The organism is Stenotrophomonas sp. YJH_SMC_16, from assembly GCF_059367875.1.
The window spans coordinates 1-25,701 of the sequence record NZ_JCAFRH010000009.1 but is presented as its reverse complement, the minus strand read 5'-3'; the positions used below and the strand labels follow the sequence as shown (position 1 = coordinate 25,701).

At 67.1% G+C, this 25,701-nt stretch carries 25 protein-coding genes and 1 pseudogene; 12 read left to right on the top strand and 14 right to left on the bottom strand.

Translation table 11 applies throughout. The features are described from left to right. Nucleotides 1–22: 22 nt before the first annotated feature. The 6 genes from AC5P6E_RS17590 (at nt 23) to AC5P6E_RS17565 (ending at nt 5,113) form a co-directional block, all read left to right on the top strand. The gene (locus AC5P6E_RS17590) at nt 23–832 is read left to right on the top strand and encodes an SDR family oxidoreductase (RefSeq protein WP_197576614.1); all 810 of its coding nucleotides are present in this window, start codon (nt 23–25) and stop codon (nt 830–832) included. Between the two features lie 166 nt (nt 833–998). After that, the gene (locus AC5P6E_RS17585) at nt 999–1,283 is read left to right on the top strand and encodes a DUF4190 domain-containing protein (RefSeq protein WP_010484694.1); all 285 of its coding nucleotides are present in this window, start codon (nt 999–1,001) and stop codon (nt 1,281–1,283) included. 5 nt (nt 1,284–1,288) lie between these two features. Beyond that, nucleotides 1,289–2,059: a class I SAM-dependent methyltransferase gene (locus tag AC5P6E_RS17580; protein ID WP_159360065.1), complete on the top strand. Its 771-nt coding sequence runs from the start codon at nt 1,289–1,291 to the stop codon at nt 2,057–2,059. Between the two features lie 8 nt (nt 2,060–2,067). Beyond that, the gene (locus AC5P6E_RS17575; protein ID WP_019338469.1) at nt 2,068–3,123 is read left to right on the top strand and encodes a quinone-dependent dihydroorotate dehydrogenase; all 1,056 of its coding nucleotides are present in this window, start codon (nt 2,068–2,070) and stop codon (nt 3,121–3,123) included. 8 nt (nt 3,124–3,131) lie between these two features. Continuing rightward, nucleotides 3,132–4,193, top strand: a complete 1,062-nt coding sequence (murB, locus tag AC5P6E_RS17570; protein WP_053442898.1) for a UDP-N-acetylmuramate dehydrogenase — start codon at nt 3,132–3,134, stop codon at nt 4,191–4,193. A 32-nt stretch (nt 4,194–4,225) separates the two neighbouring features. Then, nucleotides 4,226–5,113, top strand: a complete 888-nt coding sequence (locus AC5P6E_RS17565) for a DMT family transporter (protein WP_019338467.1) — start codon at nt 4,226–4,228, stop codon at nt 5,111–5,113. Between the two features lie 142 nt (nt 5,114–5,255). Here the strand turns inward: AC5P6E_RS17565 and AC5P6E_RS17560 are convergent, their stop codons facing one another. The 3 genes from AC5P6E_RS17560 to AC5P6E_RS17550 all read right to left on the bottom strand — a co-directional run bounded on the left by AC5P6E_RS17560 (nt 5,256) and on the right by AC5P6E_RS17550 (nt 7,984). Continuing rightward, nucleotides 5,256–6,263 (bottom strand): phosphotransferase, encoded by a 1,008-nt coding sequence (locus AC5P6E_RS17560; RefSeq protein WP_019338466.1) that lies wholly within the window; start codon nt 6,261–6,263, stop codon nt 5,256–5,258. Between the two features lie 99 nt (nt 6,264–6,362). Next, nucleotides 6,363–7,397 (bottom strand): DUF418 domain-containing protein, encoded by a 1,035-nt coding sequence (locus tag AC5P6E_RS17555; protein WP_019338465.1) that lies wholly within the window; start codon nt 7,395–7,397, stop codon nt 6,363–6,365. Next, complete coding sequence (locus AC5P6E_RS17550) at nt 7,394–7,984, bottom strand: TetR/AcrR family transcriptional regulator (RefSeq protein WP_019338464.1); 591 nt, start codon at nt 7,982–7,984, stop codon at nt 7,394–7,396. Before AC5P6E_RS17550 ends, AC5P6E_RS17555 begins: the two co-directional genes overlap by 4 nt. 143 nt (nt 7,985–8,127) lie before the next feature. Here AC5P6E_RS17550 and AC5P6E_RS17545 point away from each other — a divergent pair, with 143 nt between their 5' ends. Next, nucleotides 8,128–8,553: a DoxX family protein gene (locus AC5P6E_RS17545; RefSeq protein ID WP_029550851.1), complete on the top strand. Its 426-nt coding sequence runs from the start codon at nt 8,128–8,130 to the stop codon at nt 8,551–8,553. On the opposite strand, the gene AC5P6E_RS17540 is transcribed toward AC5P6E_RS17545, so the two are convergent. Then, nucleotides 8,526–9,329 (bottom strand): APH(3')-II family aminoglycoside O-phosphotransferase, encoded by an 804-nt coding sequence (locus tag AC5P6E_RS17540; RefSeq protein WP_019338462.1) that lies wholly within the window; start codon nt 9,327–9,329, stop codon nt 8,526–8,528. The two genes, AC5P6E_RS17545 and AC5P6E_RS17540, sit on opposite strands and share 28 nt — an antisense overlap. A gap of 75 nt (nt 9,330–9,404) precedes the next feature. Here AC5P6E_RS17540 and AC5P6E_RS17535 point away from each other — a divergent pair, with 75 nt between their 5' ends. The 3 genes from AC5P6E_RS17535 (at nt 9,405) to AC5P6E_RS17525 (ending at nt 12,375) form a co-directional block, all read left to right on the top strand. Next, entirely contained in the window at nt 9,405–9,587 is a 183-nt protein-coding gene (locus AC5P6E_RS17535; RefSeq protein ID WP_019338461.1) for a hypothetical protein, read from the top strand. 28 nt (nt 9,588–9,615) lie between these two features. Then, nucleotides 9,616–10,332 carry an SDR family NAD(P)-dependent oxidoreductase gene (locus AC5P6E_RS17530; protein WP_483698977.1) on the top strand — a complete coding sequence of 239 codons (717 nt, stop codon included), beginning with the start codon at nt 9,616–9,618 and terminating at the stop codon, nt 10,330–10,332. Between the two features lie 96 nt (nt 10,333–10,428). Beyond that, entirely contained in the window at nt 10,429–12,375 is a 1,947-nt protein-coding gene (locus tag AC5P6E_RS17525) for an EAL domain-containing protein (RefSeq protein WP_019338459.1), read from the top strand. On the opposite strand, the gene AC5P6E_RS17520 is transcribed toward AC5P6E_RS17525, so the two are convergent. Continuing rightward, nucleotides 12,372–12,983 (bottom strand): TetR/AcrR family transcriptional regulator, encoded by a 612-nt coding sequence (locus AC5P6E_RS17520; protein ID WP_010484672.1) that lies wholly within the window; start codon nt 12,981–12,983, stop codon nt 12,372–12,374. The genes AC5P6E_RS17525 and AC5P6E_RS17520 overlap by 4 nt on opposite strands. Before the next feature lie 104 nt (nt 12,984–13,087). Here AC5P6E_RS17520 and AC5P6E_RS17515 point away from each other — a divergent pair, with 104 nt between their 5' ends. Both AC5P6E_RS17515 and AC5P6E_RS17510 read left to right on the top strand, forming a co-directional pair. Then, complete coding sequence (locus tag AC5P6E_RS17515; RefSeq protein WP_019338458.1) at nt 13,088–14,164, top strand: MBL fold metallo-hydrolase; 1,077 nt, start codon at nt 13,088–13,090, stop codon at nt 14,162–14,164. A gap of 165 nt (nt 14,165–14,329) precedes the next feature. Then, nucleotides 14,330–17,449: a discoidin domain-containing protein gene (locus AC5P6E_RS17510; protein WP_019338457.1), complete on the top strand. Its 3,120-nt coding sequence runs from the start codon at nt 14,330–14,332 to the stop codon at nt 17,447–17,449. Nucleotides 17,450–17,551: 102 nt separating this feature from the next. Here the strand turns inward: AC5P6E_RS17510 and AC5P6E_RS17505 are convergent, their stop codons facing one another. The 9 genes and pseudogenes from AC5P6E_RS17505 to AC5P6E_RS17465 all read right to left on the bottom strand — a co-directional run. Next, entirely contained in the window at nt 17,552–18,529 is a 978-nt protein-coding gene (locus AC5P6E_RS17505) for an ABC transporter substrate-binding protein (protein WP_019338456.1), read from the bottom strand. 16 nt (nt 18,530–18,545) lie between these two features. Then, nucleotides 18,546–20,291: an amino acid ABC transporter permease/ATP-binding protein gene (locus tag AC5P6E_RS17500; protein ID WP_019338455.1), complete on the bottom strand. Its 1,746-nt coding sequence runs from the start codon at nt 20,289–20,291 to the stop codon at nt 18,546–18,548. Continuing rightward, nucleotides 20,288–20,839 (bottom strand): GNAT family N-acetyltransferase, encoded by a 552-nt coding sequence (locus tag AC5P6E_RS17495; protein WP_019338454.1) that lies wholly within the window; start codon nt 20,837–20,839, stop codon nt 20,288–20,290. Before AC5P6E_RS17495 ends, AC5P6E_RS17500 begins: the two co-directional genes overlap by 4 nt. Then, nucleotides 20,836–22,056 carry a M20 aminoacylase family protein gene (locus AC5P6E_RS17490; RefSeq protein ID WP_019338453.1) on the bottom strand — a complete coding sequence of 407 codons (1,221 nt, stop codon included), beginning with the start codon at nt 22,054–22,056 and terminating at the stop codon, nt 20,836–20,838. Before AC5P6E_RS17490 ends, AC5P6E_RS17495 begins: the two co-directional genes overlap by 4 nt. 4 nt (nt 22,057–22,060) lie before the next feature. Beyond that, complete coding sequence (locus tag AC5P6E_RS17485; protein ID WP_019338452.1) at nt 22,061–23,404, bottom strand: LLM class flavin-dependent oxidoreductase; 1,344 nt, start codon at nt 23,402–23,404, stop codon at nt 22,061–22,063. Nucleotides 23,405–23,422: 18 nt separating this feature from the next. Continuing rightward, nucleotides 23,423–24,400: an MsnO8 family LLM class oxidoreductase gene (locus AC5P6E_RS17480; protein ID WP_019338451.1), complete on the bottom strand. Its 978-nt coding sequence runs from the start codon at nt 24,398–24,400 to the stop codon at nt 23,423–23,425. Nucleotides 24,401–24,414: 14 nt separating this feature from the next. Beyond that, nucleotides 24,415–24,777, bottom strand: a complete 363-nt coding sequence (locus AC5P6E_RS17475) for a DUF3088 family protein (RefSeq protein WP_019338450.1) — start codon at nt 24,775–24,777, stop codon at nt 24,415–24,417. 157 nt (nt 24,778–24,934) lie between these two features. Next, the gene (gene msuE, locus AC5P6E_RS17470; RefSeq protein WP_019338449.1) at nt 24,935–25,516 is read right to left on the bottom strand and encodes an FMN reductase; all 582 of its coding nucleotides are present in this window, start codon (nt 25,514–25,516) and stop codon (nt 24,935–24,937) included. Nucleotides 25,517–25,590: 74 nt separating this feature from the next. Further along, nucleotides 25,591–25,701: pseudogene (locus AC5P6E_RS17465) on the bottom strand (IS110 family transposase); the annotation flags it as partial.

Below are 25,701 nucleotides of genomic sequence, written 5' to 3'. Positions count from 1 at the left end.
GCCATGCTCGGCAGGATGTGCAATGAACACCGCAGGAAATGCAGCCGAGCATGGCTCGGCGCTACAGGGTGGCAAGCCGGTGATTGATTTCACCGGCCGCCGCGTGCTCATCGCCGGTGGCAGCAAGGGCATTGGCCGTGAGATGGCGCTGGCATTTGCCGGCGCCGGTGCGCGGGTCTCGGTCTGCGCCCGCGGCCAGGCCGGCCTGGATGCCCTGCGTGCCGATGCAAAGGTACAGAGCGTCGAGTTGCACACGTTTCCTGCCGATCTGGGCGAGGCCAACCAGATCCAGGCCTGGCTGCAGGCTGCCGCCGATACACTCGGCGGCATCGATGTGCTGGTCAACAACGCCACCGGCTATGGCATGGCCGATGACGAGGACGGCTGGGCCGCCAGCCTGCAGATCGACCTGATGGCGGCGGTACGGGCCTCGCGCCTGGCACTGCCGTGGCTGCGCGCATCCAGCGATGCCTGCATCCTCAACCTGTCCTCGATCGCCGCCCAGCAGCCGCGTCCCGGTGGCGCGCCCTACGCTGCCGCCAAGGCCGCGCTGTCGCACTACACCACCTCGCAGGCACTGGCGCTGGCCAAGGACCGGATCCGGGTCAATGCCATCGCCCCGGGCTCGATCGAGTTCGATGACGGCCTGTGGGATCGCCGCCGCACCGAAGATCCCGCGCTGTACCACGGCACCCTGGCGAAGATCCCGTTCGGCCGCTTCGGCCACCCGCGCGAGATTGCCGATGCCGCCCTGTTCCTGTGCTCGCCGCTGGCGCGCTGGATCACCGGCCATGTGCTCAACGTGGATGGCGGCCAGGTGTTGATGGGCTGATACCGGCACACCGGTCGCTGCCAACCTTGGTTGGCATGGCTTTCGTCGACCAAGGTCGACGCCTACCATGGCTGACATTCCGGTCGACGCCTGCCATCGCATCCGCCGGGCATGGGATTGCCCGGGCAGAGGCACTATCATGTGCACACTGCCAAGGAGGACCCCGATGAGCGTGGCACCCCGACAGACAAGCGCCCTGGCCGTGGTCAGCCTGGTCATGGGCATCGCCAGCTGGACCGTCCTGCCCTTCGTGGCCAGCATCGTGGCCATCATCACCGGCCACATGGCCCGCGCCGAGATCCGCCGCCGCCCGCATGAACTGGAAGGCGATGGCCTCGCCGTCACCGGTCTGGTGCTGGGCTGGGTGATGGTCGGCGCCGTGATCGCCGCCATCCTGGTCTTCATCCTGTTCTTCGGCGGCCTGGCCTGGCTCGCCGCGATGTCGAACTGATCATCATGACCACTTCCGACAGCTCTGAACGCTTCAGCAGCCGCGTCGCCGACTACGTCCGCTACCGGCCCGATTACCCGCCCGCCCTGTTGGAGTGGCTGCATGGCCCGATGGGCGTCAGCCACGAGGCCGTGGTCGCCGACATCGGCGCCGGCACCGGTATTTCCAGTCGCCTGTTCCTGGCCAGCGGCCATCCAGTAGTCGCGGTTGAACCCAACGCCGCCATGCGGGGCGCGGCCGAGGAATGGCTGGCACCGCAGTACCCGCAGTTCCGTGCGGTGGACGGCCGCGCCGAGGCCACCACACTGGACGATGCCAGCATCGATCTGGTCAGCGTCGCGCAGGCCTTCCACTGGTTCGACACCGTAGCGGTGCGCGCCGAGTGGCAGCGCATCCTGCGCCCGGGTGGCCTGGCACTGATCTACTGGAACTCGCGCCTGCTCGACGCCAGCCCGTTCCTGATCGGCTACGAGCAGCTGCTGCTGGACTACGGCACCGACTACACCGCCGTTGCCGAGCGCTACCAGGACGACGCCACCATGCAGGCGTGGTTCGGCCCCGGCCTGCGCGGCATGGTGGAGCTGCCGAACGTGCAATATCTGGATTTCGACGCCCTGCGCGGGCGCCTGCTGTCCTCCTCCTACGCACCCCAAGCCGGTCATCCGCGCCATGCGCCGATGATCGCCGCCCTGCAGGACCTGTTCGCCGCCCACGCGGTCGACGGCCAGGTTGCTTTTGAATATCGAACCCGAGCCTTCCTCGGCACGCTGGACTGAACCGACGCATGTATTCGCTTGCCCGCCCCTTCCTGTTCTCGCTCGACGCCGAGCGCGCCCACGGCCTTGGCCTGTCCGCACTGGACCTGGCCTATCGCACCGGCACCACGCCGCTGCTGGCCGCACGCATCGCGCCGATGCCGAGCACCGTGTTCGGGCTGACCTTCCCCAATCCGGTCGGCCTGGCCGCCGGCCTGGACAAGAATGGCGAGCACATCGATGCATTGTTCGCGCTGGGTTTCGGCTTCGTCGAGATCGGCACCATCACCCCGCGTCCGCAGGCCGGCAATCCGCAGCCGCGCCTGTTCCGCCTGCCGGCGCACAACGCAATCATCAACCGCATGGGCTTCAACAATGCGGGCGTGGACGCGCTGGTGCGCAACGTCGAACGCGCGCGCAACCGTCGCGGCCTGCTCGGCATCAACATCGGCAAGAACAAGGACACCCCCAACGAACAGGCGGTGGACGATTACATCGCCTGCCTGGACAAGGTCTATCCGCTGGCCGACTACATCACGGTCAACATCTCCTCGCCCAACACCGCCGGCCTGCGTGAGCTGCAGGAAGAAACCGCGCTGCGCCAACTGGTCAGCCAGCTGCGTGACCGCCAGGAAGCCCTGGCTGCGCAGCATGGTCGCCGCGTGCCGATGCTGGTGAAGGTGGCGCCGGACCTGAGCGAGCGCGACATCGATGCCGCCGCCCGCGTGCTCGGCGAGCTGCAGGTGGACGGCGTGATCGCCACCAACACCACCATCGACCACAGCAAGGTGGCAGGCGACCCGCTGGCCAACGAGGCCGGCGGCCTGTCCGGTGCGCCGGTGCTGGAGCAGTCCACGCTGGTGCTGCGCCGCCTGCGTTCGCGCCTGCCCGAATCGGTACCGCTGATCGGTGTCGGCGGCATCCTGTCCGGTGCCGATGCGGTGGCCAAGATGGCCGCCGGTGCGGCGCTGGTGCAGTGCTACAGCGGCCTGATCTTCCGTGGCCCGGCGCTGGTCTCCGAATGCGTGGAGGCGATCCGTCGCCGTCGCGAAGCACCGAGCCGCGGCGCGGTGGCCCCACTGTGAGCGCGCCCATGGATACCGTCGACGGCAACGCACCGCTGCGCTGGACGCTCACCCGCAATGCGCCGCTGCAGGCGCTGAACACCTTCCATGTGCAGGCCAGCGCAGCGCAGCTGCTGGAGCTGCACGATGCCGCACTGCTGCCGGACGTGCTCGCGCTGCCCGAGGTGGCCAACGGCCCGCTGTTGGTGCTGGGCAGCGGCAGCAACGTACTGATCGCCGAGGACCTGCCTGGCACGGTACTGGTGTTCGGCAACCGTGACATCAGTTTCCTTGAACACCGCGCCGACCATGCGGTGATCCGCGCCGGTGCCGGCGTGCCCTGGCACGGGCTGGTGATGTGGTCCCTGCAGGAGGGCCTGTCCGGCCTGGAGAACCTGGCGCTGATTCCCGGCACCGCCGGTGCCGCGCCGATCCAGAACATCGGTGCCTACGGCGCGCAGGTCGGCGAATTCATCCAGGCCGTCGAGGCCTGGGACTGCCAGGAGCGGGCCTGGGTGCGGCTGGACAACGAACAGTGTGGCTTCGCCTACCGCGACAGCGTATTCAAGCAGCAGCCTGATCGCTACCTGATCACCGCCATCGAGCTCAAGCTGCCGCTGCTGCACGATCTGCGCATGGACTACGCCGGCATCCGCGAGGAACTGCAGGCGCAGGGCGTGGAATTGCCGAGCGCGGTGGACGTGGCCAATGCGGTGATCGCGATCCGCCGCCGCAAGCTGCCCGACCCGGATGTACTGGGCAACGCCGGCAGCTTCTTCAAGAACCCGGTGCTGCCGCTGGAACAGGTCGACGTGCTGCTGCAGCACTTCCCCGAACTGCCGGTGTTCCCGTCCGACCAGGACGGCAAGCGCAAGGTCTCGGCGGCATGGATGATCGAGTCCTGCGGCTGGAAGGGCTTCCGCGAAGGTGATGCCGGCGTGGCGACGAGCCACGCACTGGTGCTGGTCAACCACGGCAACGCCACCGGTGCTGAACTGCTGGCGCTGGCGCGACGTATTTCCGCTTCGGTGCTGGAGAAGTTCGGCGTACCGATCGAACCGGAGCCCCGCCTGCTCGGCGCACAGTGGTGAACAGCCCCGCCCTCTCCCCCAGCGCGACCCCGATGCGGGCGGCGCTGCTGATGCTCGGCAGCACCATGGCATTTGGCCTGATGGCGGTGGCCATCCGCTATGCCACGCGCTACGTGCCGACCCAGGAAGTGGCGTTCTTCCGCAATGCCTTCGGCCTGCTCGCGTTGCTGCCGATGCTGCTGCGCCCCGGCCACGCGCCGCTGAAGACCCAGCAGCTGCCACGCTATTTCGTGCGCAGTGCGATCGGCCTGGGCTCGATGCTGTGCGCGTTCTGGGCACTGGGCCACCTGCCGTTGGCGCAGGCGGTTTCGCTGTCGTACTCCACGCCGTTGTTCGTCACCATCGCTGCCGTGCTGTGGCTGGGCGAGACCGTGCGCGTACGGCGCTGGGCTGCAGTGGTGGTCGGCTTCATCGGCGTGCTGGTGATCGTGCGCCCCGGTACCGCCGGCTTCACTGCGGGCAGCCTGGTGGCAGTGGCTGCCGCCGTGCTCAGCTCGCTGGTGGCGATCCAGATCAAGCAGCTGACCCGTATCGACAGCGCCGATACCGTGGTGCTCTATACCTACGTGTTCTGGGTGCCGCTGTCGCTGCTGCCTGCCCTGTTCGTCTGGGTCTGGCCCACCGGCGTGGCGTGGCTGTGGCTGTTGGCCACCGGCGTGCTCGGCACGGTCGGCCAGCTGCTGTGGACGCGGGCGCTGCGCCTGGGCGAAGTCTCGGCGCTGACCCCGATCAGCTTCCTGCAGCTGCCGCTGGTGACGCTGTGCGGCTGGCTGCTGTTCAACGAAACGGTGGACCGCTGGACGATCATCGGCGCCGGCATCATCCTTGCCGCGAACGCCTATATCGCCCACCGCGAAGCCGTACTGTCGCGGCGTGCCGCAAGTGCAGCGGCCTCGGCAGCGGCCAAGCCCGCCGAATGAAAACCGCCTCGATGGACAAGCCCTTGGTAGAGTCGACTGTTAGTCGACTATCGCGCGCAGCGCGGGCTTTGCCTATTCCAATCGAAGAGCAGTCGACTAACAGTCGACTCTACCCGGGGCGATCCTGGCAACGGCCCAGTACCTATTCCAGCGCGCGATACACCCGCTCCGCCGCATCGAACACATTGCCCGGTGCGAACTGCTCGCCCAGGTAGTGCAGCGACTGCCTGCGCAGTTGCGGCGAACGCTCCTCACCGTCGCTGCCCAGCAGCACCTGCTGGAACTCGATCAGGTCCTGCAGAACGCGCCAATGCCGGTACCAGGCGATCCAGCGCGGGTCGCCGCGGTCGCTGCCGTAGCCGTCCTCGAAGCCCAGCGGATTCTCGCGCCCCCAGCGCCCGCCAACAGCCGCACCGATGAACATCAGGTCGCGCTCGCGCGGTGCCAGCGACAGGCCATCCCAGTCAATCAGGTGCAGGCCCCCGTCATTGCCCATCAGCAGGTTGCCGGCATGCAGATCGGTGTGGCACAGATGCAGCTCTACCGGCACGTCCTGCAATGCCGCGAGCAGCTCCCGTGCCTGCGCATGCAGCGCCGCGATGCGCGCATGCTGCCGGTCCCATACCGAAACGAAGGCGCGGCCCAGCCCGTCCTTCGCGGCCGCCAGGCCCTCGCCAGCCAGCCATTGCCCAACGGTTTCCAGCGCCGCGGTTTCCAACCGTACGATCGGCAGCGCCTGCTGCAGGTCCGCTGGCAGCTGCGCGCCGTGCAGGCGCCGTAGCACCTCCCCCAGCCGTTTCCACTGCGTGCGGCTCAACGCCGCCTCGAACCCGGACTGGCCTTCCACATAAGGGAACAGGGTGAACTGCAATCCCCAACGCTGCACCGACGCACCACCGGTCAATGCCGGCCACGGCGCGACGATCTCATCGATACCCAGCGTGCCGCGCATCCAATGCAGGCTGTCCCACACTGCGGGGTCAACCTGGTAGGTGCGGCATTTCAACCACCACTGCCCGTGCCGCGCATCGACGCGATACACGCTGGCATTGGCGTCGGCACCCACCGGGCGTGGCACCACGGCGGTAGGGGTGATGCCATAGGATTGTTGCAGGACTTCGCCGAGATGCTGCGCCGAAGCGAATGACATGGATGCAAGCGGAAAGTGTTACCTGCCGCCACTATCGCAGATGCACTCGCCACGACACAGACATGTCCGTCACAACATCGCCTCGGCACGAGCAGAGAACTAGCCTGCGATGCGCCGCATCACCGCCTCCAGCGGGCCGCGTGCGAACTGCCACGACCATAGCCAGGCCGCGCCCGTAGCCAGCATCAGGAACAGCAGTGCCCAGAGCAGCACCGACGCGAGCGATGCACGGCCATCGAGCAGGCCCAGGCTTTCCAGCGTACCCATGCCCAGCAGGATGTGGCCGACGTACAGGGTCAGGGTCATGCGCCCGGCCGCGGTGAACGGTTCCAGCCAGTCACCCGGTCGCGCACGCGTCAGCCACAGGCAGGCGGCAATGACACTGCACGCTGCGCCCGCACCGGTGAGTACGTAGGCGGGCCCCGGCGGCATCGGCTGCGTTCCCAGCCACGCCTGCCAGGGCGTTCCCTGTGCAAGCTGCTGCACGCCATGTCCAGCCGCGATCAGCAGCAGGCCCAGCACCAGCAGCGCACGCTGGACCCGCGGTTGCGACAGTTGCAGGCGTGCCAGCAACATCCCCAGCAGGAAGAAGCACAGCCACGGCAGCAGAGGATGGAAGCCATTGAACAGCAGGTTGCGGGCCGCGCCCGGCCATTGCCACAGACCGGCGTACTCCAGCGTCTGCCAGTTCCACCCCTGGCTGTAGTCCCAGTGCAGCAACGCCCAGAACGAACCGGCCGCCAGAGCGATGATGCTGGCCAGCAACACCCGCGGCGAGGCCCGCAGCCACAGCACCGCCAACGCGAAATACACCGCGTAGTAGTGCAGGATATCGGCTGGGAACAGGGTCAGGTTGAGCAGGCCCAGCGCCAGCAGGAACACCGCGCGGCGCCAGGTCTGCACACTGGCCGGCCACCACCCTTGCCGCTGCGTGGCCAGCACCAGGCCAAGGCCGGCCAGCGTGACGAAGGTCGCCGAGGCCTTGCCTTCCAGCAGATGGAAGAACCCTGCCAGCCAACCCTCACCCTCTGCGGGCACGGCCATCGCCAGGCGGAAGTTGACCAGCACCATGCCGGCCAAGGCCAGGTAGCGCGCCAGATCAAGGCCGTGCAATCGCCGGTCAACGGCGCTCATGCGCGTGCCCCGAGCAGCAGCGCGAGCAGGCCAAGATCCAGCGATGCCTCCTCGGTGCCATCGGCTTCGCCCAGCCCCCGACGCAGCGCATCGCTTTCGATGGCATCCAGCAGCACCTGCGCCTGCAGTGCCGCTGCCAGCACGGGGCGCCGCCGCTCGCGTTGCGCCACCTGCTGAAGGGCTTCGGCCAGCGTCGCCTGCAATTGCCTGCGATTGGCCGCAAATGCCTCGGCCACGGCCGGATTGCGTGCGCTCTCGGCCAGCACTTCGACGGCAAGCGTCGCCCATTCCGGCTGGCGGCACAGTGCATGGAAGTCCTGAAGGAAAACCAGTACCTGTGCACGCTCGCCATCGGACGCGGTCAGTCGCTGCAGCAACGGTGCCAGTTCTTCGCTCTCGGCCACCGCCACTGCAAGGATGATCGCTTCCTTGCCCGGGAAGTGGTTGTAGAGATTGCCCAGGCTGACACCGGCCGCCTGCGCGATGTCACGCATGCTGGTCTGGTGGAATCCCCTTGCGACGAAGCACTGCAGTGCCGCCTGCAGGATCAGGATCATGCGCTGCTCATTGCGGTCGATTCTGCTCATGCCACAAATAGTGAACGAACGTTCGTCCATTTTGAAGAGGGTAACCCGGCCACCACCGGGCTTCGTTCAGGCAGCCTTGACCTCAACCGCTGTTGAGGCCCGATGCTGCCCGCCCCGCCCAACGCTCAACCCGGAGTTGCTGCATGCCACGGATGATCTCCACCCTGCTCGACAGCCGCGTGCTGTGGTTCCTCGCCCGACTGCTGCTGGCCGTGGTGTTCCTGTCCTCGGGTCTGGCCAAGCTGCTGGCGTGGGACAACAGCGTGGCCGAAATGCAGGCGGCCGGGCTGCAACCGCCCGCGCTGTTCAACATCGCCAGCGCCGTGGTGCTGCTGGGTGGCTCACTGTGCCTGCTGCTCGATCGCCTGCTATGGCTGGGCAGCGGCGCGCTGGCGGTGTTCATGCTGCTGACCATCGTCATCGTGCATACCTTCTGGACCAAGCACGGCGCGGAACAGCAGCTGGCGATGTTCTTCGCGCTGGAACACCTGAGCGTGGTCGGCGGCCTGATCTGCGCGGGCATCGCCAGCCATGCGCGGGCTCAGAAGAACTCGTCGAGCAACCGGTAGAACGCCAGCCGACGCTCGTCGACCAACGCGCCGTAGCGCTGGAACAACGGCGCCACCCAACGCGTGTCGCCGAAGTTGTGAACCAGGCTGCGCGCGGCCAGCGCCAGGTCCTGGTAGCGGTCGGCCACACCCAGCCGCCCACAGTCGATGAAACCACTGAAACGCCCCTCGACCGCCATCAGGTTCGGCAGGCACGCATCGCCATGGCTGACCACCAGATCTTCATGCTCGGGCCGGGTGCTGCACAGTTCGGCGAACACCTGCTGTGCGCTCTGCCCCAGGCGCTCGTCGTCGAAGTCATCGGCGTCGACCAGGCCCGCCTCCACCCTTGCCTGCGCGGCCTGCAGGCGCGAGGCCAATCGCTGGTCGAACGGACAGGCTGCCACCGGCAACACATGCAGCCTGCGCAGCGCGTCAGCCAGCAGTTCCACCAACTGCTGCGGCGCAAGTTCCGGCGACGAGGCCAGGTCGCGGCCGGGCAGCGCGCTCATCAGCAACCAGCGCCGGCCCGCTTCTTCGGCGGTGGCAATCACCGTTGGCGCCGGCAGTCCCTGTGCCTGCAGCCAGCGCAGGCGCGTGATCTCATCGCCCAGCTCACTGAAGGCGTCGATCACTTCCGACTTCAGGAAGGCGTCGGTCTGCCCGGGACGATGCACCCGCGCGACATCCGCGCGCGACACGCCGATCGACTGCCGCTCGATGCGCGCATCGGCCAACGCTTCCTGCCACGCCCGCGGCAGCGGCAGGCCATCAGTGAAGGGATCGGGTGCTCCCATGTCGGGATGCTCCTGTTGCTGGGGACCCTACGGATTCTCGCCGATCCCGAAGCACACCGCCCAGCAGAGCGCGCAATGGGAGGCCTGACCAAACTGACCCGGCTGTCAGTGGTCAGTACATCCCAGCACCTGCAGCAGCTGCGACGGCTACTACCACAGTACCGTTGCCAGCTCGACAACATCGCCTCGATCATTACCGCTGAACGCAGCAACCTGCGTGCGTTCGCCGACTGGGACACCATTCTGGCTGCCGACTGAGGCCGCCGCAGTACAACAAGGAAGCAACATGAAATTGATGGTCATCGGCGCCAGCAGGGGCCTCGGTCGGGCGTTCGTGGAAGGCCTGAGCAGTGCGGGCGACACCGTCATCGGCGTTTCGCGCAAGCGTCCACGCGATCTTGAATGCCCCGAGGGTGTCACTCTGCAGTGGATCGAGGCCGATCTGTCCCAACCCACCTTGGCTGCCAATCACATCGCAGCGCAGGCACCGGCCGATCTGGATGTGCTGATCCACAACCTGGGCATCTGGGAAGAGACCGCCTTCAGCGACGAGTACGCCTTCCTCGAAGAGAGCGATGCCGCGCTCACCCAACTGGTCGACGTCAACATCACCGCCACCTTGGTGCTGCTGCAGCGCCTGCTGCCGCGAGTGCTCGGCGCACCACGCCCGCAGCTGGTGCTGACCGGATCAACCTCGGCACTGCCGCGCAGTGGCCGCCCGGAAGTGGCGTTCGGCGCATCCAAGTTCGCACTCAACGGCATCGCCGATGCACTGCGCGAGGGCTTCCGCGATCGCCGCCTGGCGGTGACCAGCCTGCAGCTGGGCTACCTCAACACCGACGATGCACTGTCGGTGCCGGTTGCAGAGGCCGCAGCGCGCGGCGACGGCGAATTAGTGCCCGTGCATGACGTCGTTGCGATGGTGCGCGCGTTGCTGCAGTTGTCACCGTCCGGCTTCGTGCGCGAACTGGTGCTGCCGGCCATCGCCGACCCGCGCTACTGACTGCAGAGGCCTCGGCCCGGGGCCCTTGGTGGCCGCTCGGGCGCCTGTGGTTTACCCTGCTCCTCACTGGCCGTCGGTCACAGGCGGGAACCTGCTATGGATGCGCTTTCACGGGTCTCGGCCCAGGTCCTGGACAGCGCCCTGCCCAGCCTGCCGCTGTACCTGCTGCAGGCCACGGCGGTGATCGGCATGATCGGCGTGCTGCTGATCGCCACCCGTCGCGCTGGCCATGCCATTGAAGGCCGCCGCCTGTACGTGGGCGTGGCGCTGGGCCTGATCTACCTGTTCAACACCTGGTTCGTGGCCCGCTATACCCAGGGCGTGGTCAAGCTGCACCTCGGCTTCGACATCCTGCTGGTCAGCGGACTGCTCGGCGGCTGGCGCGGCGGCCTGGCCTGCCTGGGTGCCAGCCTGCTGGCCCGATACCAGTTCGCCGGTACCCAGTATTTTCTGCCAGCCGGCCTCGAGGCCACGCTGCAGACGCTGGCCGGCGTCTGGCTGCGCAGGCGCCTGCACCCGCGCATGCTCAATGAACTCTCGCTGCGCATGATCCTGCAGGCCTGGGGCGTGCGTATCGTCGTCACTGCGTTGGGCCTGGCACTGGGCGTCGCAATCATCGGCGTCCATCAGCTGCCCGTGGAGGAGTTGGCAATCCAGCGCCTGCTGGCACTGCCGCTGTCACTGCTGATGCTGGGCGCCGTGTTCGCACTGGTCTACAACGATGCGCAGATCGATGCACAGCGCCAGCGCGAACACGCCTGGCTGCGCATCGATCCGATCAGTGGCCTGCCCAACATGCGTGCGCTCGGCGAACGCCTGCAGCATTACTGGCGCGACAACGACGGCATCGGCAAGGCCTGCCTGATCGTGGCCGAGATGGGCAACCTGCGCGACCTGCGCCTGCGCTACGGTCCGCTGCAGGACAACGGCCTGTGGCAGCGCGACAGCACCGAAGAGGTGCATCGGCTGCTGCCCTCGCTGCCGGCCGGCCAGCTGGAGATCTACCAGTTCGGCGATGCCGCGCTGGCGATCCTGGTGCGCGACCTGACCTTGTCCGAACTGCGCACGCAGCCGCAGATCACCGAGCTGGCCAGCAACCTGGCCGATCGGGTCGGCCGCGATTGGCCCGGCTTCCGGCCGCTGTTCCGCTGCGCGGTGGTCGAACTGAAGCCACCGGCCGCGGCAGACGATGGCCACCTGCCCTTCCGGGCAATCACCGTGGCGCTGAGTGCGATCGAATCCGGCGTCGTGTTCTTCGACGACCCGATCCAGCGCGACAGCGAGATCGACGCCCTGATTGAAGTCGCCCTTGATCGCTGGCTGCAGCAGGGCGACGCCCCGCTGTGCTACCAGCCCAAGCATCGCCTGCAGGATCGCCAGCTGGTCGGCGCCGAAGCACTGCTGCGCATGCGCGACGGCGAGGGTCGGCTGATCGCGCCCATGCGGGTGATCTCGCTGCTGCGCCGGCAGGGGCGGCTGGCTGAACTGGAATGGGCCACGCTGCAGTCGGCCATCCACTTCCTGCAGCAGTGCCGACGCGATGGCACGCAGCTGAAAATCGCCGTGAATGTTTCGGCCGAGTCACTGCGCCTGCCCGGCTTCGGCCTGCGCCTGCAGGAACTGCTGCAGCTGCACGATGTGCCCGGCGTGATGCTGCGCCTGGAGATCGTCGAATGGACCGAGATCGTCGAGCGCGACGTGGTCGATGCCAACATCGCACAGCTGCTGGCGGCGGAGGTCACGTTGTCACTGGATGATTTCGGCGCTGGCTATTCAACCCTGATCCTGCTCTCGCAGCTGGCCATCGCCGAGGTCAAGATCGAGCAGGCGCTGATCGCCACACTGTCCGACGCCAAGTCGCAGTCGATCGTGCGCTTCATCGTCGAAGTCGCGCACCGCTGCGGTGCAATCGTGGTGGCCGAAGGTACCGAGACCCTGGCGCAGGAACAGCAACTGCGCGCACTGGGTGTGGATGTCGGCCAGGGCTATCTGTACTCGGCGGCGCTGCCGGCCGACGAGTTCCGCCGCTTCGCGACCAGCTAGACCGCGTAGAAACCCAGGAACATCGCCACCGCTGATTCGGCAACGCGTGCACGCTCCTGTGCGCTCAACGGTGCCTGCCCCATCGTCACCTGTGGCCAGAACGCGAAGCTCTTCACCAGCCCGTGCAGCTGGTGGCCGGCGAACTCCGGATCGACCTCGCGCAGTCGGCCATCGGCGATGGCCGCGCGGATCCAGGCACTCTCGCCGCTTTCCTTTTCGCCCATGCGGCAGACGATGGCCTGCGCGCGCTCAGGTGAGTGGATGATCTCGGCCATCGCCACCCGCGCCAGGTCAATGAAGTTGGCATCGCTGAGCAGTTCCAGCTTCTGGCCCAGCAACTGCAGCAGCTGCGCCTGCAGCGGCTGGTCGGCGCGGTACGGTAACGCGTCGCTGGCCACGCTGCGTTCCCAGAGCTCCTCCAGGATCATCGAAAACAACGCTTCCTTGCTGGGAAAGTGGTTGTAGACGGTGCGCTTGGAGACCCCGGCCGCCTCGGCGATGCGGTCCATGCTGGTGGCCTCGTAGCCCGAGGCACGGAACTCCTCCACCGCCGCGCGCACGATGGCATCGCGTTTACGGTCGGTCAGGCGTTGCGGGGCACGGGGCATGGCAGAAACCGGATAACTGAACGGATGCGCACATTTTACACCGGACAGTGTACTTTTGAAAAACACGAAACTACACTGTGCAGTGTACCCAGCGGACGTCACCCATGAAGCGCCTGCTCCTTGTCCTTTTGCTTGGAATCCTCGCCGTGACCGCCTACACCTTCTGCAAATCCTGGTCCCTCCCCGACTTCCCCGATTCGCCGCAGTACCGCGACGGCAAGTTCCACAATGCCCTGCCCCGTCCGGCGATGGGCCTGCGCGACGGTGCGGAGATCTGGTGGACGTTCCTCTTCAACAAACCCAAGGGCACCGTGCCTGCGCACCCGATTCCGGTGCTGCCGCTGGACCGCGCCACCCTCGACGCCGCGCCGGACCGCAGCCTGTTCCGGCTTGGGCACTCCACGATCCTGCTGAAGCTGCGCGGCCAGTACTGGCTGACCGACCCGGTCTTCTCCGAGCGCGCCTCGCCGGTGCAGTGGATGGGCCCGGCCCGCTTCCACGCACCGCCGATCAGCATCGAAGAGCTGCCGCCGATCGCTGGCGTGATCCTCTCGCACAACCACTACGACCACCTGGACCATGCCGCCGTGATGCAGCTGGCAGGCAAGACCGCGCGCTTCATCGCCCCGCTCGGCGTCGGCGACCAGCTGATTGCCTGGGGTGTGGACGCCAGCAAGGTCGAACAGCTGGACTGGTGGCAATCGACCGAGGCCAGCGGCCTGCGCCTGACCGCCACCCCGGGCCAGCACTTCTCCGGCCGCGGCCTGGGCGACAGCGACCGCAGCCTGTGGGCGTCGTGGGTGATCCAGGACGACGACTTCCGCATCTTCTTCAGCGGCGACACCGGCTACTTCGACGGCTTCAAGGCCATCGGCGAGAAGTACGGCCCGTTCGACCTGACCATGATCGAGACCGGCGCCTATGATCCGCGCTGGGCGTTCGTGCACATGCAGCCGGAACAGACGCTGCAGGCGCACCTGGACCTGCGCGGCAAGTGGCTGCTGCCGATCCACAACGGCACCTTCGACCTGGCCCTGCACGAGTGGCAGCAGCCGTTCGAGCGCATCACCGCATTGGCGGCCGCGAAGAACGTGCCGGTGGCTACGCCGATGATGGGCGAAGCGCTGGACATGCAGGCGCCGCAGGCGGGTACGCGCTGGTGGGAGACGGTGGAGCTGTAGCGTGCGGTGCGCTTGACCTGCCGGAAACCATGTAGAGCCGAGCCATGCTCGGCTGCGTCAACCACAGAAGCGGCCTGCGACGCTGCAGTGCGTCATGTAACCGATTACATCCCTTGCTAGCGTAGCGCTCGCCCGACACCGGCCGAACCTGCGAGGCTGTACGTAATGACATTGCGCGCCGAACGCTCCAAGGTCTCCCGCTCAGCCATTCCGTGGCTTACTGCCGCCACCCTGATACTGGCCGCCCTCGCCGCCGCCGCACAGGCACAGCCCCTTCCCCCGCGCAGCCAATGGCAGGCCAGCAGTTCCTCGCAGCAGGTGCCGGCGATGGCGATCAGCCACCTGATCGACGGCGACCCGAAGACCGTCACCGGCGGCGCCTTCAGCCCCGGCCACTGGTTCCAGATCGATCTGGGCACGCCAACCCTGCTGGCTGGCGCACGACTCACCTGGGATGTCTCCAACCCGGAAGGCTATTCACTGCAGACCTCAATGGATGGTACGCAGTGGCAGACCGCGTACACGATGGCCGATTCACTGGGCGATGTGGAAACGCTGTACTTCGCGCCGCGGCAGGCGCGCTATCTACGACTGGCCAGTCCGCAGCGCACCTCCGACTGGGGTGTGTCGATCTTCGAGATGGAGCCGCTGGACAGCACGCTCAGCGCACGCATCGCCGATGTCGATGCAACAAAGGCAGCCGCGCTCTGGCAAGGCGGCGGCACCATTGCGGTTCCGACCGGAAAAGGTGGATCCCATGCGCTCGAGATCACGCTGCCGCAGGCTCAATCCACGGCTGGCCTGGTGGTCGACTGGGCCGATGGCGCGCGCGGCGCTGCACGACTGCAGGCGCAGGATGCACAGGGCCGCTGGCAGGACCTCGCACACGATGCACAGGCGGCCAATCATCGGCAAAGCTGGCTGGCTGCTGACACGGCACAACCCCTGCGTGCGTTCCGGCTGAGCGTGGACGGCCCCGCACCGCAGGTCGCGCGACTGCGCCTGCTCGGGCCAAAGGCGGTAATGACGCCGATGAAGCGATACCAGATCACCGCCAGCGGCGCTCAGCGCGCATTGTTCCCGGCATCGCTGCAGATGCAGCAGACCTTCTGGACCGCCGTCGGTGTGCACGCAGGACGACAGAAATCAATCTTCGACGAGTACGGCAATCTGGAAGCTTTCAAGGGCGCGCCGCTGGTGCAGCCGATCTGGCGTGGCGCTGACGGGCGTGCCGCGGGCGCGGCAGGACAGCCGATACAGCACGCGTTGCGGGATGGCTGGAAGCCGATGCCCTCCGCTTCGTGGTCACCGCAGCCCGGCCTGGAGCTGCGCAGCGAGGTATTCGCCATCGAGCGCGACGGCCAGCCGGTAACGTTCTTGCGGCATCGCCTGCACAACACGGGCAGCGCCAGGATCGAAGGCACGCTCAGCCTGGTCGTGCGCCCGATGCAGATGAATCCGCCGTGGCAGAACGGCGGGCTGTCACCGATCCGCGATGTGACCATCGATGGGCAGGCGGTGCGCATCAATGGACGCACGCTGCTGCAGTCGCTCACGCCAGTGGCTGCGTCCGGCGCGGCGCCGTTCGGCAAGGATGGCGCAACGGAAATCACCGCGACCCTCGCTGCCGGCCAGCTGCCCTCCACGCAACAGGCGCGCGACGACGAGGGTCTTGCCTCGGCTGCGTTGAACTACCGCGTATCACTGGCACCGGGGGCCAGCGATGCCATCGTGGTCGCGTTCCCGCTGGGTACTACCGCCGCCGATACCAAGGGCGCACTGCCCGAAGCGCCTGCGCTCGATCTAGCCACGCTGCCCCGCGATGCCAATGCGGCGTTCGATTCCCTGGCCACGCAGGCCTCCGCGGACTGGCAGGCACGGCTGGGCCAGGTCGGCCTGCGCCTGCCCGATCCCTCACTGGTCGACATGCTGCGTGCGCAGGCCGCCTACATGCTGATCAACCAGACCGGCCCGGCCATGCAGCCCGGCCCGCGCAACTACAACCGCTCCTTCATCCGCGACGGCATGGCCACCTCGGCGGTGCTGCTGCGCATGGGTGAAGCCAAGGTCGCGCGCGACTACCTGGGCTGGTACAGCGAACACGGCGTGCATGCCAACGGCCTGGTCTCGCCGATCCTCAACGACGATGGCAGCGTCAACACCGGTTTCGGTTCGGATATCGAGTACGACAGCCAGGGCCAGTACGTGGCGCTGGTGGCCGATGTCGCGCGCCTCGATGGCGGACCCGAATCGGTACGTGCCTATCTGCCGAAAGTGAAGGCAGCGCTGCGCTTCCTGCAGGAACTACGCGAACGCACGCTGGTGCCCGGCTACAAGGCCGACCAGCCAGCGCCGGAGCGCTTCGCGGGCATTCTTGCGCCGTCGATCAGCCATGAGGGTTATCCGTCTCCCACCCACAGCTACTGGGACGACTATTGGGGCCTGAAGGGCTGGCACGACGGCGCGTGGCTGGCCGAATCGCTGGGCGACCACGAGACCGCAGCGTGGGCACGCGAACAGTACAAACTGCTTTACGACGCGCTGCATGCCTCGATCCGGGCGACGATGGCGTGGAAGGGCATCGACTTCATTCCCTCCTCGGCCGACCTGGGCGATGGCGATCCCACCGGCGTTTCGATCGCACTGGACCCGACCGGCGCACAGAGCGTGTTGCCCGCCGAGGCGCTGCGGACCACCTTCGCGCGCTATCTGGACGATGTGCGCAAGCGCAGCCAGCCTGGTGCGTTGTACGCGTACACACCGTACGAGATCCGCAATGTGCTGAGCTATGTGCACCTGGGCCAGCCGCAGGTGGCCGATGAGCTGCTGCAGGGACTGCTGCATGATCGGCGCCCGCATGAGTGGCAGGTGCTGGCTGAGGTCGTGCACTCACGCCTGCGTTTTCCGCGTTACCTGGGCGACATGCCGCATACCTGGATTGGTGCCGAGTACGGCCGCACGCTGTTCGGCATGCTGATGCGCGAAGACGATGATGCCCTCTCACTGCTGCCGGGTACGCCGCCCTCGTGGGTGGCAGGCGATGGATTGGCGGTGGAGCGGTTGCCGACAGCGTATGGCACGTTGCAGATGCAGGCGCGGCAACGCGACGGGGTGCTGACGGTGGCGCTTGGTGAGGGGCTGCGCAGCGGGACGGCGGTGAAGGTCTGGTGGCCGGAGCGCACCATGCCGAAGACGGTGCGTGTGGATGGACGTAGCGTTTCCGACTTCGATGCCGAGGGTGTGCGGTTGTCGAAACCGTTCCGGACACTGGAGGCGCGTTGGTAGAGCAGCCGAGCATCGCTCGGCTCTACAAAGACGGAGGTAGCGCCGGGCCACGCCCGGCGTCATTGCAGCGTCGGCAACCCCGGCGGATTGGCACGCCCGGCGTCATTGCAGCGTCGGCAACCCCGGCGGATTGGTCTGCGACTGCGGCACCGCCTCCTCGGCCACATTCCATCGCTTCAGCGCCTGCGCATAGGTGCCGCTGCCGATCTGGGTATTCAGCGCCTGCGTCACCGCGTCGGCCAGGCCGCTGCCCTTGCGCGTGGTCACCGAAATCGCCGCAGCGTTCGGCCATCCCCCTGGGAACAGGCCAACACGCCGCACCTTGCCATCGCGTGCCGAATAAGCGCCGGTGGCATTGGGCTCGAACGAGACATCGGCGCGGCCGGTGATCACCGCCAAGCGGCCGACCACCGCGTCGTCGAAGTACTGGTACTCCACCGGCTTCAGGCCGGCAGCGATGTTCTGCTGGTCCCACTGGCGCAGGATCTGGTCCTGGTTCGTGCTGGCACCCACCACCACCTTCAGCCCGGCGACGTCGGCGGGCTTTTCGATCTTCTGTATCGGCCCATCGGCGCGCGTGTAGATGCCCAGCAGGTCGTAGCGATAACTGGAGAAATCGAACTTCTTCTTGCGCTCCTCGGTGACCGTCACATTGGAGAGCACCGCATCGTACTTGCCCGATTCCAGCCCCAGCGGCCAGTCAGGCCAGGCCACCGGTACGATCACCAGCTTCAGGCCCAGCCCATCGGCGATCAGCCGCGCGATGTCCGGCTCGATGCCGACCACGTCCTTGCTGTCGGCACCATAGTCGGCCAGCGGCAGCTGCCCCGGATGAGTGGCAACGGTGAATGTGCCGGGGGTGACGAAGCGATAGTCGGCCGGGATCAACGCCTGAGCCTTCGGGTCAAACGTACCCTTCAGCACGGCCGTGTTCGCACCGGCCAGGCTGGTCGCGGCCACGGCGCCGGCATCCGGTGCCTGGCGTACGCGCGAATAGACGATGCCGGCGATGCCGATGACCAGCACGCCCACGATCAACAGGGTGCTGCGCGAGGGACGACGCGGTGCTGCAGGGCTCATGGTGTTCCTTCCAGGGCTATAGGGTCTTGGCCAGGAAATCGGCCGTGCGTTGCTGGCGCGGGCGCTCGAACAACGCCTCGGGCGTGCCCTGCTCGATCACCCGCCCCTGGTCCATCATCACCACGTGGTCGGCCACGCGGCGGGCGAAACTCAGCTCATGGGTGACGATCACCAGTGTGGTGCCGGAACGGGCCAGTTCCTCGATCACGCTGAGTACCTCCGCCACCAGTTCCGGGTCCAGTGCCGAGGTCGGTTCATCGAACAGCAGCACCTTCGGTTGCAGCGCCAGTGCGCGGGCGATCGCGATGCGCTGCTGCTGGCCACCGGACAGCTGGCGGGGGAAGGCATCGGCCTTGTCGGCCAGGCCGACCCGCTCCAGCAGTGTGCGCGCCTGCTGCTCGGCCTGCGCGCGCGATACACCACGTACCGCGATCGGTGCCTCGATGATGTTCTCCAGCGCGGTCAGATGCGGGAACAGGTTGAAGCCCTGGAACACCATGCCCACCTCGGAACGACGGCGGCGGATCTCGCGCTCGGGAAGTTCGTACAACGTGTCACACTCGCGGCGGTAACCGATCAGCTGGCCGCCGACAGTCACGTAACCACTGTCCGCGCGTTCCAGGTGGTTGATCAACCGCAGCAGCGTGGATTTCCCGGCACCGGACGGGCCGATCAGCACCGTCACGCTGCCGGCGCGCAGGTCTAGGTTCACGTCTTCCAGCACCGGCTGATCGCCGAACACCTTGCCCACGCCATGCAGCGATACCGCCGCACCCTCGCCCGCTTCCACCTGGGTGGCGATGCGCGGGCGGTTGGCCACGCGCGGCGCAGCATCACTGGATGTCCGTACCGGTGACGACACCCGCGACACCGAGCGCTCGCGCTGCAGCTGGCCGCGCGCGAAGCGCTGTTCCACGCGCCGCTGCAGCAGCGACAACACGGTCAGGATCACCAGGTACCAGACCGTGGCCACCATCAGCAGCGGCACCACTTCCAGATTGCGGCGGTAGATCACCTGCACGGTGTAGAACAGCTCCGGCAGCGCCAGCACGTAGACCACCGAAGTGCTCTTGGCCAGGCCAATCACATCGTTGAAGGCGGCCGGCAGGATCGAGCGCATCGCCTGCGGCAGGATGATGCGGCGCACCTGGCGGCTACGCGGCAGGCCAAGCGCAGCGGCCGCTTCGTACTGTCCGTGGTCCACCGACAGAATCCCGCCGCGGATCACCTCGGCCGAGAACGCCGCCTGGTTCAGGGTCAGGCCCAGCACCGCCGCAGTGAACACACCGATCAGCTGTGTGGTCGGGTACGAGAACAGGCTGATGCCGGTGAACGGCACGCCCAGTTCGATGGTGCTGTACAGATAGCCCAGGTTGTTCAACAGCAGCAACAGCACCAGCAACGGGATCGAACGGAACAACCACACATAGCCCCACGACACCGCCGACAGCAGCGGCGAACCGGAGACGCGTGCCAGCGCGAGCAGCGTACCCAGCGCGAAACCGAGGCCGGTGCCAAGCGCGGTCAGCAGCAGCGTGCGACCCAGGCCTTCCAACACCGGGCGTGCGAAGAACCACTCGGCGAAGGTGCCCCAACCCCAGCGCGGATTGCCCAGCACGGACTGCAGCCCGATCAGGATCAGCGCCAGTGCCAGCACCGTGCCGAAGACCTGCAGCGGATGCCGGGCCGGCACGATCTTCAGTGCCTGTCCGGGCGCCGGACGAGCGGCGATGCCCTCCAGCGCGGTCGACGGTGTGCTCATGCGTGGGCTCCGTGCAGCAGTGCCTGTGCAGGGGTAACGACAGGCGTCGTCGCCCGCAGGTGCTTCTCGAACGGCAGATGCGCAACCGTTTCCGGGTCGGCCTCCAGATCGAACAGCGCGGTGTAGCCGTGGCTCAGGTACAGGCCAACAGCTTCAGGCTGGCGGAAGCCGGTCGTCAGGAACACCCTCCGGTACCCTTGCCGCGCCGCCTGCTCTTCCAGCTCCTGCAACACGCGCCGCGCAATGCCCTGGCGACGCAGCCCGGGCAGTGTCCAGATGCGCTTGAACTCGGCGGTATCCGGATCGCGGTGCGGCATGAAGGCACCACCTGAAATCGCCACACCGTCGCGCAGCAGCAGCACGAAGGCGCCCACCGGGGCCGCAAAGGCCTGCGCCGGGTAGCGCTGCAGCTCCTCGCGAGCGCTGCCACCGATGCGTCGGCGCACGTCGGCATAGCGGCTGTCGTACTCCTGTTCCAGGCCGTCGAACAGCGGCCGCGCCAGCGGATCATCCACCGAGGTATAGAGGAAGCGTTCGTTGCTGCTCATGCCACGTCCTTCACCAGATAGTCTTCGGCCAGTCGCGCCCACAGGCTGGCGGCGGGGGCAATGGCGGCGTCGTTGAACACGTAGCGCGGGCTGTGCAGCGGCGCGCTCTCGCCGTTCCCGACGAACACGAAGCTGCCCGGTCGTGCCTGCAGCAGGAAGGCGAAATCCTCGCTGGCCGTGCGCGGCGCGAATTCGGGCACCACCTGTGCGGCGCCGAAGCCCTGCACGGCCACCTCGCGGATGTAGGCGGTCTGCTGCGGATGGTTGATCACACTGGGGAAGCCGCGCGGGAACTCGATCTCGGCGCGCGCACCGAACGCGGCGGCGGTCTGTTCGGCAATCTCGGTGACCCGGCGCCGCAGGGTGTCGCGCACTTCCGGCAGGTAGGCGCGCACGGTCAGCTTCAGCTCGACCACATCCGGAATCACGTTGGCGGCCTGCCCGCCGTGGATCGAGCCCACGGTGACCACGCCCATCTGCCGCGGATCGACATTGCGTGACACCACGCTCTGCAGCGCGGTGATGATGTGCGCCGCCACCAGGATCGGATCGACGCTGCCCTGTGGCTCGGCGCCATGGCCACCCTTGCCGATCACCTTCAGCCGTGCCCAGTCCACCGAGGCCATCGCCGGGCCATCGACGAAACCGAAGTGGCCCACCGGCACGCCCGGCCAGTTGTGTAGCCCATAGATCGCATCCACGGGGAAGCGCTCGAACAGGCCGTCAGCAATCATCTTCGATGCACCCGAACCAGTTTCTTCCGCAGGCTGGAACACCAGCTGCAGGGTGCCGTCGATATCACCGTGATGGGCCAGGTAGTGCGCGGCGGACAGCAGGATGGCGGTATGTCCATCGTGGCCGCAGGCATGCATCAGGCCCTCGGTCTGGCTGGCGTAGGCCAGGCCGGAGTCCTCATGGATCGGCAGTGCATCGATGTCTGCACGCAGGCCGAGATGACGACTGCCCTGCCCACGCTGCAGCGTGCCGACCACGCCGGTGCCACCGAGGCCGGTGGTCACCTCATAGCCCCATTGCTGCAGCAGCTCGGCCACGCGGGCGCTGGTGCGGTGCTCCTCGAAGGCCAGCTCCGGGTGCTGGTGCAGGTCATGGCGGATCGCGATGGCGGCCTCGGCACGTGCTGCAATTTCCGGCAGCACGCCGATGGACGCGGGATTCCGCCGGGCGTGGCCCGGTGCTGCCGCAGTTTCTCCGCTCATCGCCCTACCCCACCTTCCGCGCCGGTTCGGCGTCGGTCGAATAGCGGCTGGCCTTGTACGGCAGACCCAGATGCTCGCGCAGGGTCTGTCCTTCCAGCTCGCGCTGGTGGTAGCCGCGCGCCTGCAGGATCGGCAGCACCTGGGTCACGAAATCGTCCAGGCCCTCGCGCTGCGCGGCGAAGCCGAGAATGAAGCCATCGCTGGCACCGGCATCGAACCAGCGGATCAACTCATCGGTCACGTGCTCCGGTGTGCCGATGAAGTTCGGCCGTGGGCTCACTGCTTCCAGTGCCACCTGGCGCAGGCTCAGGCCCTTCTCACGCGCATCCTGCTTGATGCGGTCGGTGGTGGAACGGAACGAGTTGCTGCCGATGTCACCCAGCTCCGGGAACGGTGCATCCGGATCGTACTGGCTGAAATCGTGGTGATCGAAGAAGCGCCCCAGGTACGCCAGTGCATCCTCCAGCGTGGCCAGTGCGGCAATCGCCTGATACTTGGCTTCGGCCTCCTCGGCGGTGCGGCCGACGATGGGGCCGATGCCCGGGAAGATCTTCACATCGTTGCCGCTGCGGCCGTGCGCGATCGCCGAGTTCTTCACCTTCTGGGTGAACGCGCGGGTTTCTTCCAGCGACGGCGAATGGGTGAACACCGCGTCGGCGTACTTGCCGGCCAGTGCGATGCCATCATCAGACGAACCCGCCTGGAAGATCACCGGTTGGCCCTGCGGCGAACGCTGGATGTTGAGCGGCCCTTCCACCTGGAAGAAGCGCCCCTTGTGGTCGAGTCGGCGGAATTTTTCTGGCGCGAAGAAGGTGCCGCTGTTCCGCTCACGCACGAAGGCGTCGTCATCCCACGAATCCCACAGCCCCTGCACGACGTCCAGATACTCATCGGCGATCTGGTAGCGCAGCGCGTGCTCCGGATGTGGCCGGCCGTAGTTGCGGCCCGAACCCTCCAGTGGCGAGGTCACCACGTTCCAGCCGGCGCGGCCGCCACTGAGCAGGTCCAGCGAGGCAAACTGGCGGGCCACGGTGAACGGGTCACTGTAGGAGGTCGACAGCGTGCCGGCCAGGCCGATCTTGTTCGTTGCCGTGGCCAGCGCCGACAGCAGCGAGATCGGCTCGAAGCGGTTGAGGAAGTGCGGGATCGACTTCTCGTTGATGTACAGGCCATCGGCCACGAAACCGAAGGCAATGCCGTTGTCCTCGGCGGTGCGCGCAATGTCGATGTAGAACTGCAGGTTGACGCTGGCATCGGCCGGATTGGACGGATGCTTCCAGGCATGCATGTGGCTGCCGGGGCCCTGCAGCATGATGCCGAACGGAATGTGGCGCGGGGTGGTGCTCATGGGAATCGCTCCTGCAGGTCAGGCCACCGCCGCGCGCGGCGCGGGCGACAGCAGTTCAAGGGATGTCAGGCGTGCGTCGAGGTCGGCCACCGGCGCATCGAGAATGAACTCACCCACGCCGAAGCGCCGGTGCAGCGCGTCCAGTTCGTCACGCACATGCTGCGCATCGCCGGACAGCACGCTGGGGCGCGTTTCCTCGATGCGGAAGTCGGCCACGCCCACCTGGCGTGCGTACTCGGCAGCCGCCTCGGGGCTGGGCAGGTTCACCGCCTGCCCGGGACCAAGGTGCAGCTTGTAGACGCGCAGCGCACCGATATGCCGCGCAGCCGCTTCGGCCGTAGGTGCGGCGAAGGCCACCGTGGCCAGCAGCGGGGGCTGCGAGGAGACGCTGCGGTAGGCTTCGAACGCGGCCTCGATGTGCTTCGGGTCGCCATCGAAGTGCGCGGCGTAGACGAAGCGCCAGCCCAGCTCGGCCGCCTGCTTCGCACTCTGCGGGCTGGCACCGAGCAGGAAGCGCTCCGGCGCCTGCTGCGGGATCGGGCGCGCTTGCGCCTCGATTTCGGTACTGGAAAGGTAGCCCTCCAGGTCGCGCAGTTGCTGGTCGAAGTCGGCAAACGCCGGTCGCCCCGCTGCCAATGCAGCTGTAGAGGCCGGCAGGCCACCGGGCGCCTTGCCCACGCCCAGATCGACACGCCCCGGCGCCAGCGCCGACAGCAGGTTGAAGTTCTCCGCTACCTTGTACGGCGCATAGTGGCGCAGCATCACCCCGCCGCTGCCGATGCGGATGCGCCGGGTCTGCGCCAGTACCCAGGCCGCGAGCACTTCCGGTGCGGGGCTGGCCAAGGTCGGCGCGGCATGGTGTTCGGCGAACCAGTAGCGGTGGTAGCCCAGCTGCTCGGCACGCTGCGCCAGCTGCAGGCTGTTGCGCAGCGCCTGCTCCGGCGACGCGCCCTCGGCCACCGGGCTCTTGTCCAGTACGCTGATCTGATAGCTCATCGTCGCGTCCTCGCTCAGGGATGGGCCACGGGGATGCCGAGCAACCCGTTCAGTGCGGCCAGTATCGGCTCGGCGCCGGAGATGTACTGGCGGTCCTGGTGCGCGCCACTCGCAAGATCACTGTGCACGCCCTGCGGCAGCACCAGCTTCGGCAGCGACTGGTCCTGCTCGCCGATCTCGGCGATCACCTCGCGGCGCGGCCGCGCGAAGCCGATGCGGCGCACGTCCAGCTGCGCGTCCAAGCCGTCGATGCTCGACAGCGCCCCTTCCAGCAGCAGGCTGTGCCGGCAGAAGAAGCGCTGGCCGGGAATCTGTCCGTCCTCGAACTCACGGTCGAGCAGGAACAGGATGGGCTTGTCGGTTGCGTCCAGACTCACGGGGTCGTCCTCATCGGGGGGCGGCAATGCGATGCCGCTTCGATATCGATGCTAGAGATGACGGCCGTCGGCACGGCGATGCCAGACGACAATCGGCGGTCAGATCCGGCCACGCAGATGCGCCTTGGCCATAAGCAAAGCGCCGCCGGTTATGCCGTCAGGCGATGCGTCGCAGCGGCGCCGCTACCGCCAGCGCCTGCGTAGCCAGATGGCCGGCCGCACGCTCGGTCGCCAGCGCGATCCGCGCCTGCAAAGCGGCACTGTTGATGTGCTCGCCATCGAAGTCGGCAGGCGTGGCATATACCCCGATCGGCAGCGTGTGCGCCTGCAGGAAACTGAACAACGGCCGCAGCTGGTGGTCGATCACCAGCGCATGGCGCTCGCTGCCGCCGGTCGCTGCCAGCAATACCGGCGTATCCACCAGCGCTTCCAGCCCGATGAAGTCGACCAGGTGCTTGAACAGCCCCGGATACGCCCCCCGATACACCGGCGCGGCCACCACCAGCAGCTCGGCCGACTCGATCGTCTGCAGCGCCTGCTCCACGGCGGGCTCCGCTTCATCGCGCGACAACGACTGCCCCAGCGAACGCGCGATCGGTGCCAGCTCCACCAGATCCACACTGGCGTGCACCCGCTGCTGCAACGACTCCAGCAGGTGCCGCACCAGCAGCAACGTGCGCGACGTCGCCGAACTGGTCGGCGACCCCACCAATGCAACCACCTTCAATGCAGAAGACATGACCCTCTCCCATGTAGAGCCGAGCCATGCTCGGCTGCTTTCGCCTTTGTAGAGTCGAGATCCTATGTTCGTGGTCAAGCCTGCTGGAAGCAGGCTTGACCGACCTTCAGCATGGCCGGATCGAAGTCTCGGCCGCTTTTGAACACGCCCCAGGCGATCCTGGCCAGCTTCCTTGCCAGAATGTT

Bases quoted from the DNA above. Each gene is read 5' to 3' on its own strand.
- murB (WP_053442898.1), top strand. From the start codon at position 3,132: ATGGATACCGTCGACGGCAACGCACCGCTGCGCTGGACGCTCACCCGC.
- AC5P6E_RS17490 (WP_019338453.1), bottom strand. From the start codon at position 22,056: ATGAGCGGAGAAACTGCGGCAGCACCGGGCCACGCCCGGCGGAATCCC.
- AC5P6E_RS17575 (WP_019338469.1), top strand. From the start codon at position 2,068: ATGTATTCGCTTGCCCGCCCCTTCCTGTTCTCGCTCGACGCCGAGCGC.
- AC5P6E_RS17535 (WP_019338461.1), top strand. From the start codon at position 9,405: ATGGGAGGCCTGACCAAACTGACCCGGCTGTCAGTGGTCAGTACATCC.
- AC5P6E_RS17480 (WP_019338451.1), bottom strand. From the start codon at position 24,400: ATGAGCTATCAGATCAGCGTACTGGACAAGAGCCCGGTGGCCGAGGGC.
- AC5P6E_RS17500 (WP_019338455.1), bottom strand. From the start codon at position 20,291: ATGAGCACACCGTCGACCGCGCTGGAGGGCATCGCCGCTCGTCCGGCG.
- AC5P6E_RS17530 (WP_483698977.1), top strand. From the start codon at position 9,616: ATGAAATTGATGGTCATCGGCGCCAGCAGGGGCCTCGGTCGGGCGTTC.
- msuE (WP_019338449.1), bottom strand. From the start codon at position 25,516: ATGTCTTCTGCATTGAAGGTGGTTGCATTGGTGGGGTCGCCGACCAGT.
- AC5P6E_RS17495 (WP_019338454.1), bottom strand. From the start codon at position 20,839: ATGAGCAGCAACGAACGCTTCCTCTATACCTCGGTGGATGATCCGCTG.
- AC5P6E_RS17540 (WP_019338462.1), bottom strand. From the start codon at position 9,329: ATGGGAGCACCCGATCCCTTCACTGATGGCCTGCCGCTGCCGCGGGCG.
- AC5P6E_RS17580 (WP_159360065.1), top strand. From the start codon at position 1,289: ATGACCACTTCCGACAGCTCTGAACGCTTCAGCAGCCGCGTCGCCGAC.
- AC5P6E_RS17505 (WP_019338456.1), bottom strand. From the start codon at position 18,529: ATGAGCCCTGCAGCACCGCGTCGTCCCTCGCGCAGCACCCTGTTGATC.
- AC5P6E_RS17555 (WP_019338465.1), bottom strand. From the start codon at position 7,397: ATGAGCGCCGTTGACCGGCGATTGCACGGCCTTGATCTGGCGCGCTAC.
- AC5P6E_RS17545 (WP_029550851.1), top strand. From the start codon at position 8,128: ATGCCACGGATGATCTCCACCCTGCTCGACAGCCGCGTGCTGTGGTTC.
- AC5P6E_RS17565 (WP_019338467.1), top strand. From the start codon at position 4,226: ATGCGGGCGGCGCTGCTGATGCTCGGCAGCACCATGGCATTTGGCCTG.
- AC5P6E_RS17520 (WP_010484672.1), bottom strand. From the start codon at position 12,983: ATGCCCCGTGCCCCGCAACGCCTGACCGACCGTAAACGCGATGCCATC.
- AC5P6E_RS17590 (WP_197576614.1), top strand. From the start codon at position 23: ATGAACACCGCAGGAAATGCAGCCGAGCATGGCTCGGCGCTACAGGGT.
- AC5P6E_RS17560 (WP_019338466.1), bottom strand. From the start codon at position 6,263: ATGTCATTCGCTTCGGCGCAGCATCTCGGCGAAGTCCTGCAACAATCC.
- AC5P6E_RS17550 (WP_019338464.1), bottom strand. From the start codon at position 7,984: ATGAGCAGAATCGACCGCAATGAGCAGCGCATGATCCTGATCCTGCAG.
- AC5P6E_RS17585 (WP_010484694.1), top strand. From the start codon at position 999: ATGAGCGTGGCACCCCGACAGACAAGCGCCCTGGCCGTGGTCAGCCTG.
- AC5P6E_RS17515 (WP_019338458.1), top strand. From the start codon at position 13,088: ATGAAGCGCCTGCTCCTTGTCCTTTTGCTTGGAATCCTCGCCGTGACC.
- AC5P6E_RS17485 (WP_019338452.1), bottom strand. From the start codon at position 23,404: ATGAGCACCACCCCGCGCCACATTCCGTTCGGCATCATGCTGCAGGGC.
- AC5P6E_RS17525 (WP_019338459.1), top strand. From the start codon at position 10,429: ATGGATGCGCTTTCACGGGTCTCGGCCCAGGTCCTGGACAGCGCCCTG.
- AC5P6E_RS17510 (WP_019338457.1), top strand. From the start codon at position 14,330: ATGACATTGCGCGCCGAACGCTCCAAGGTCTCCCGCTCAGCCATTCCG.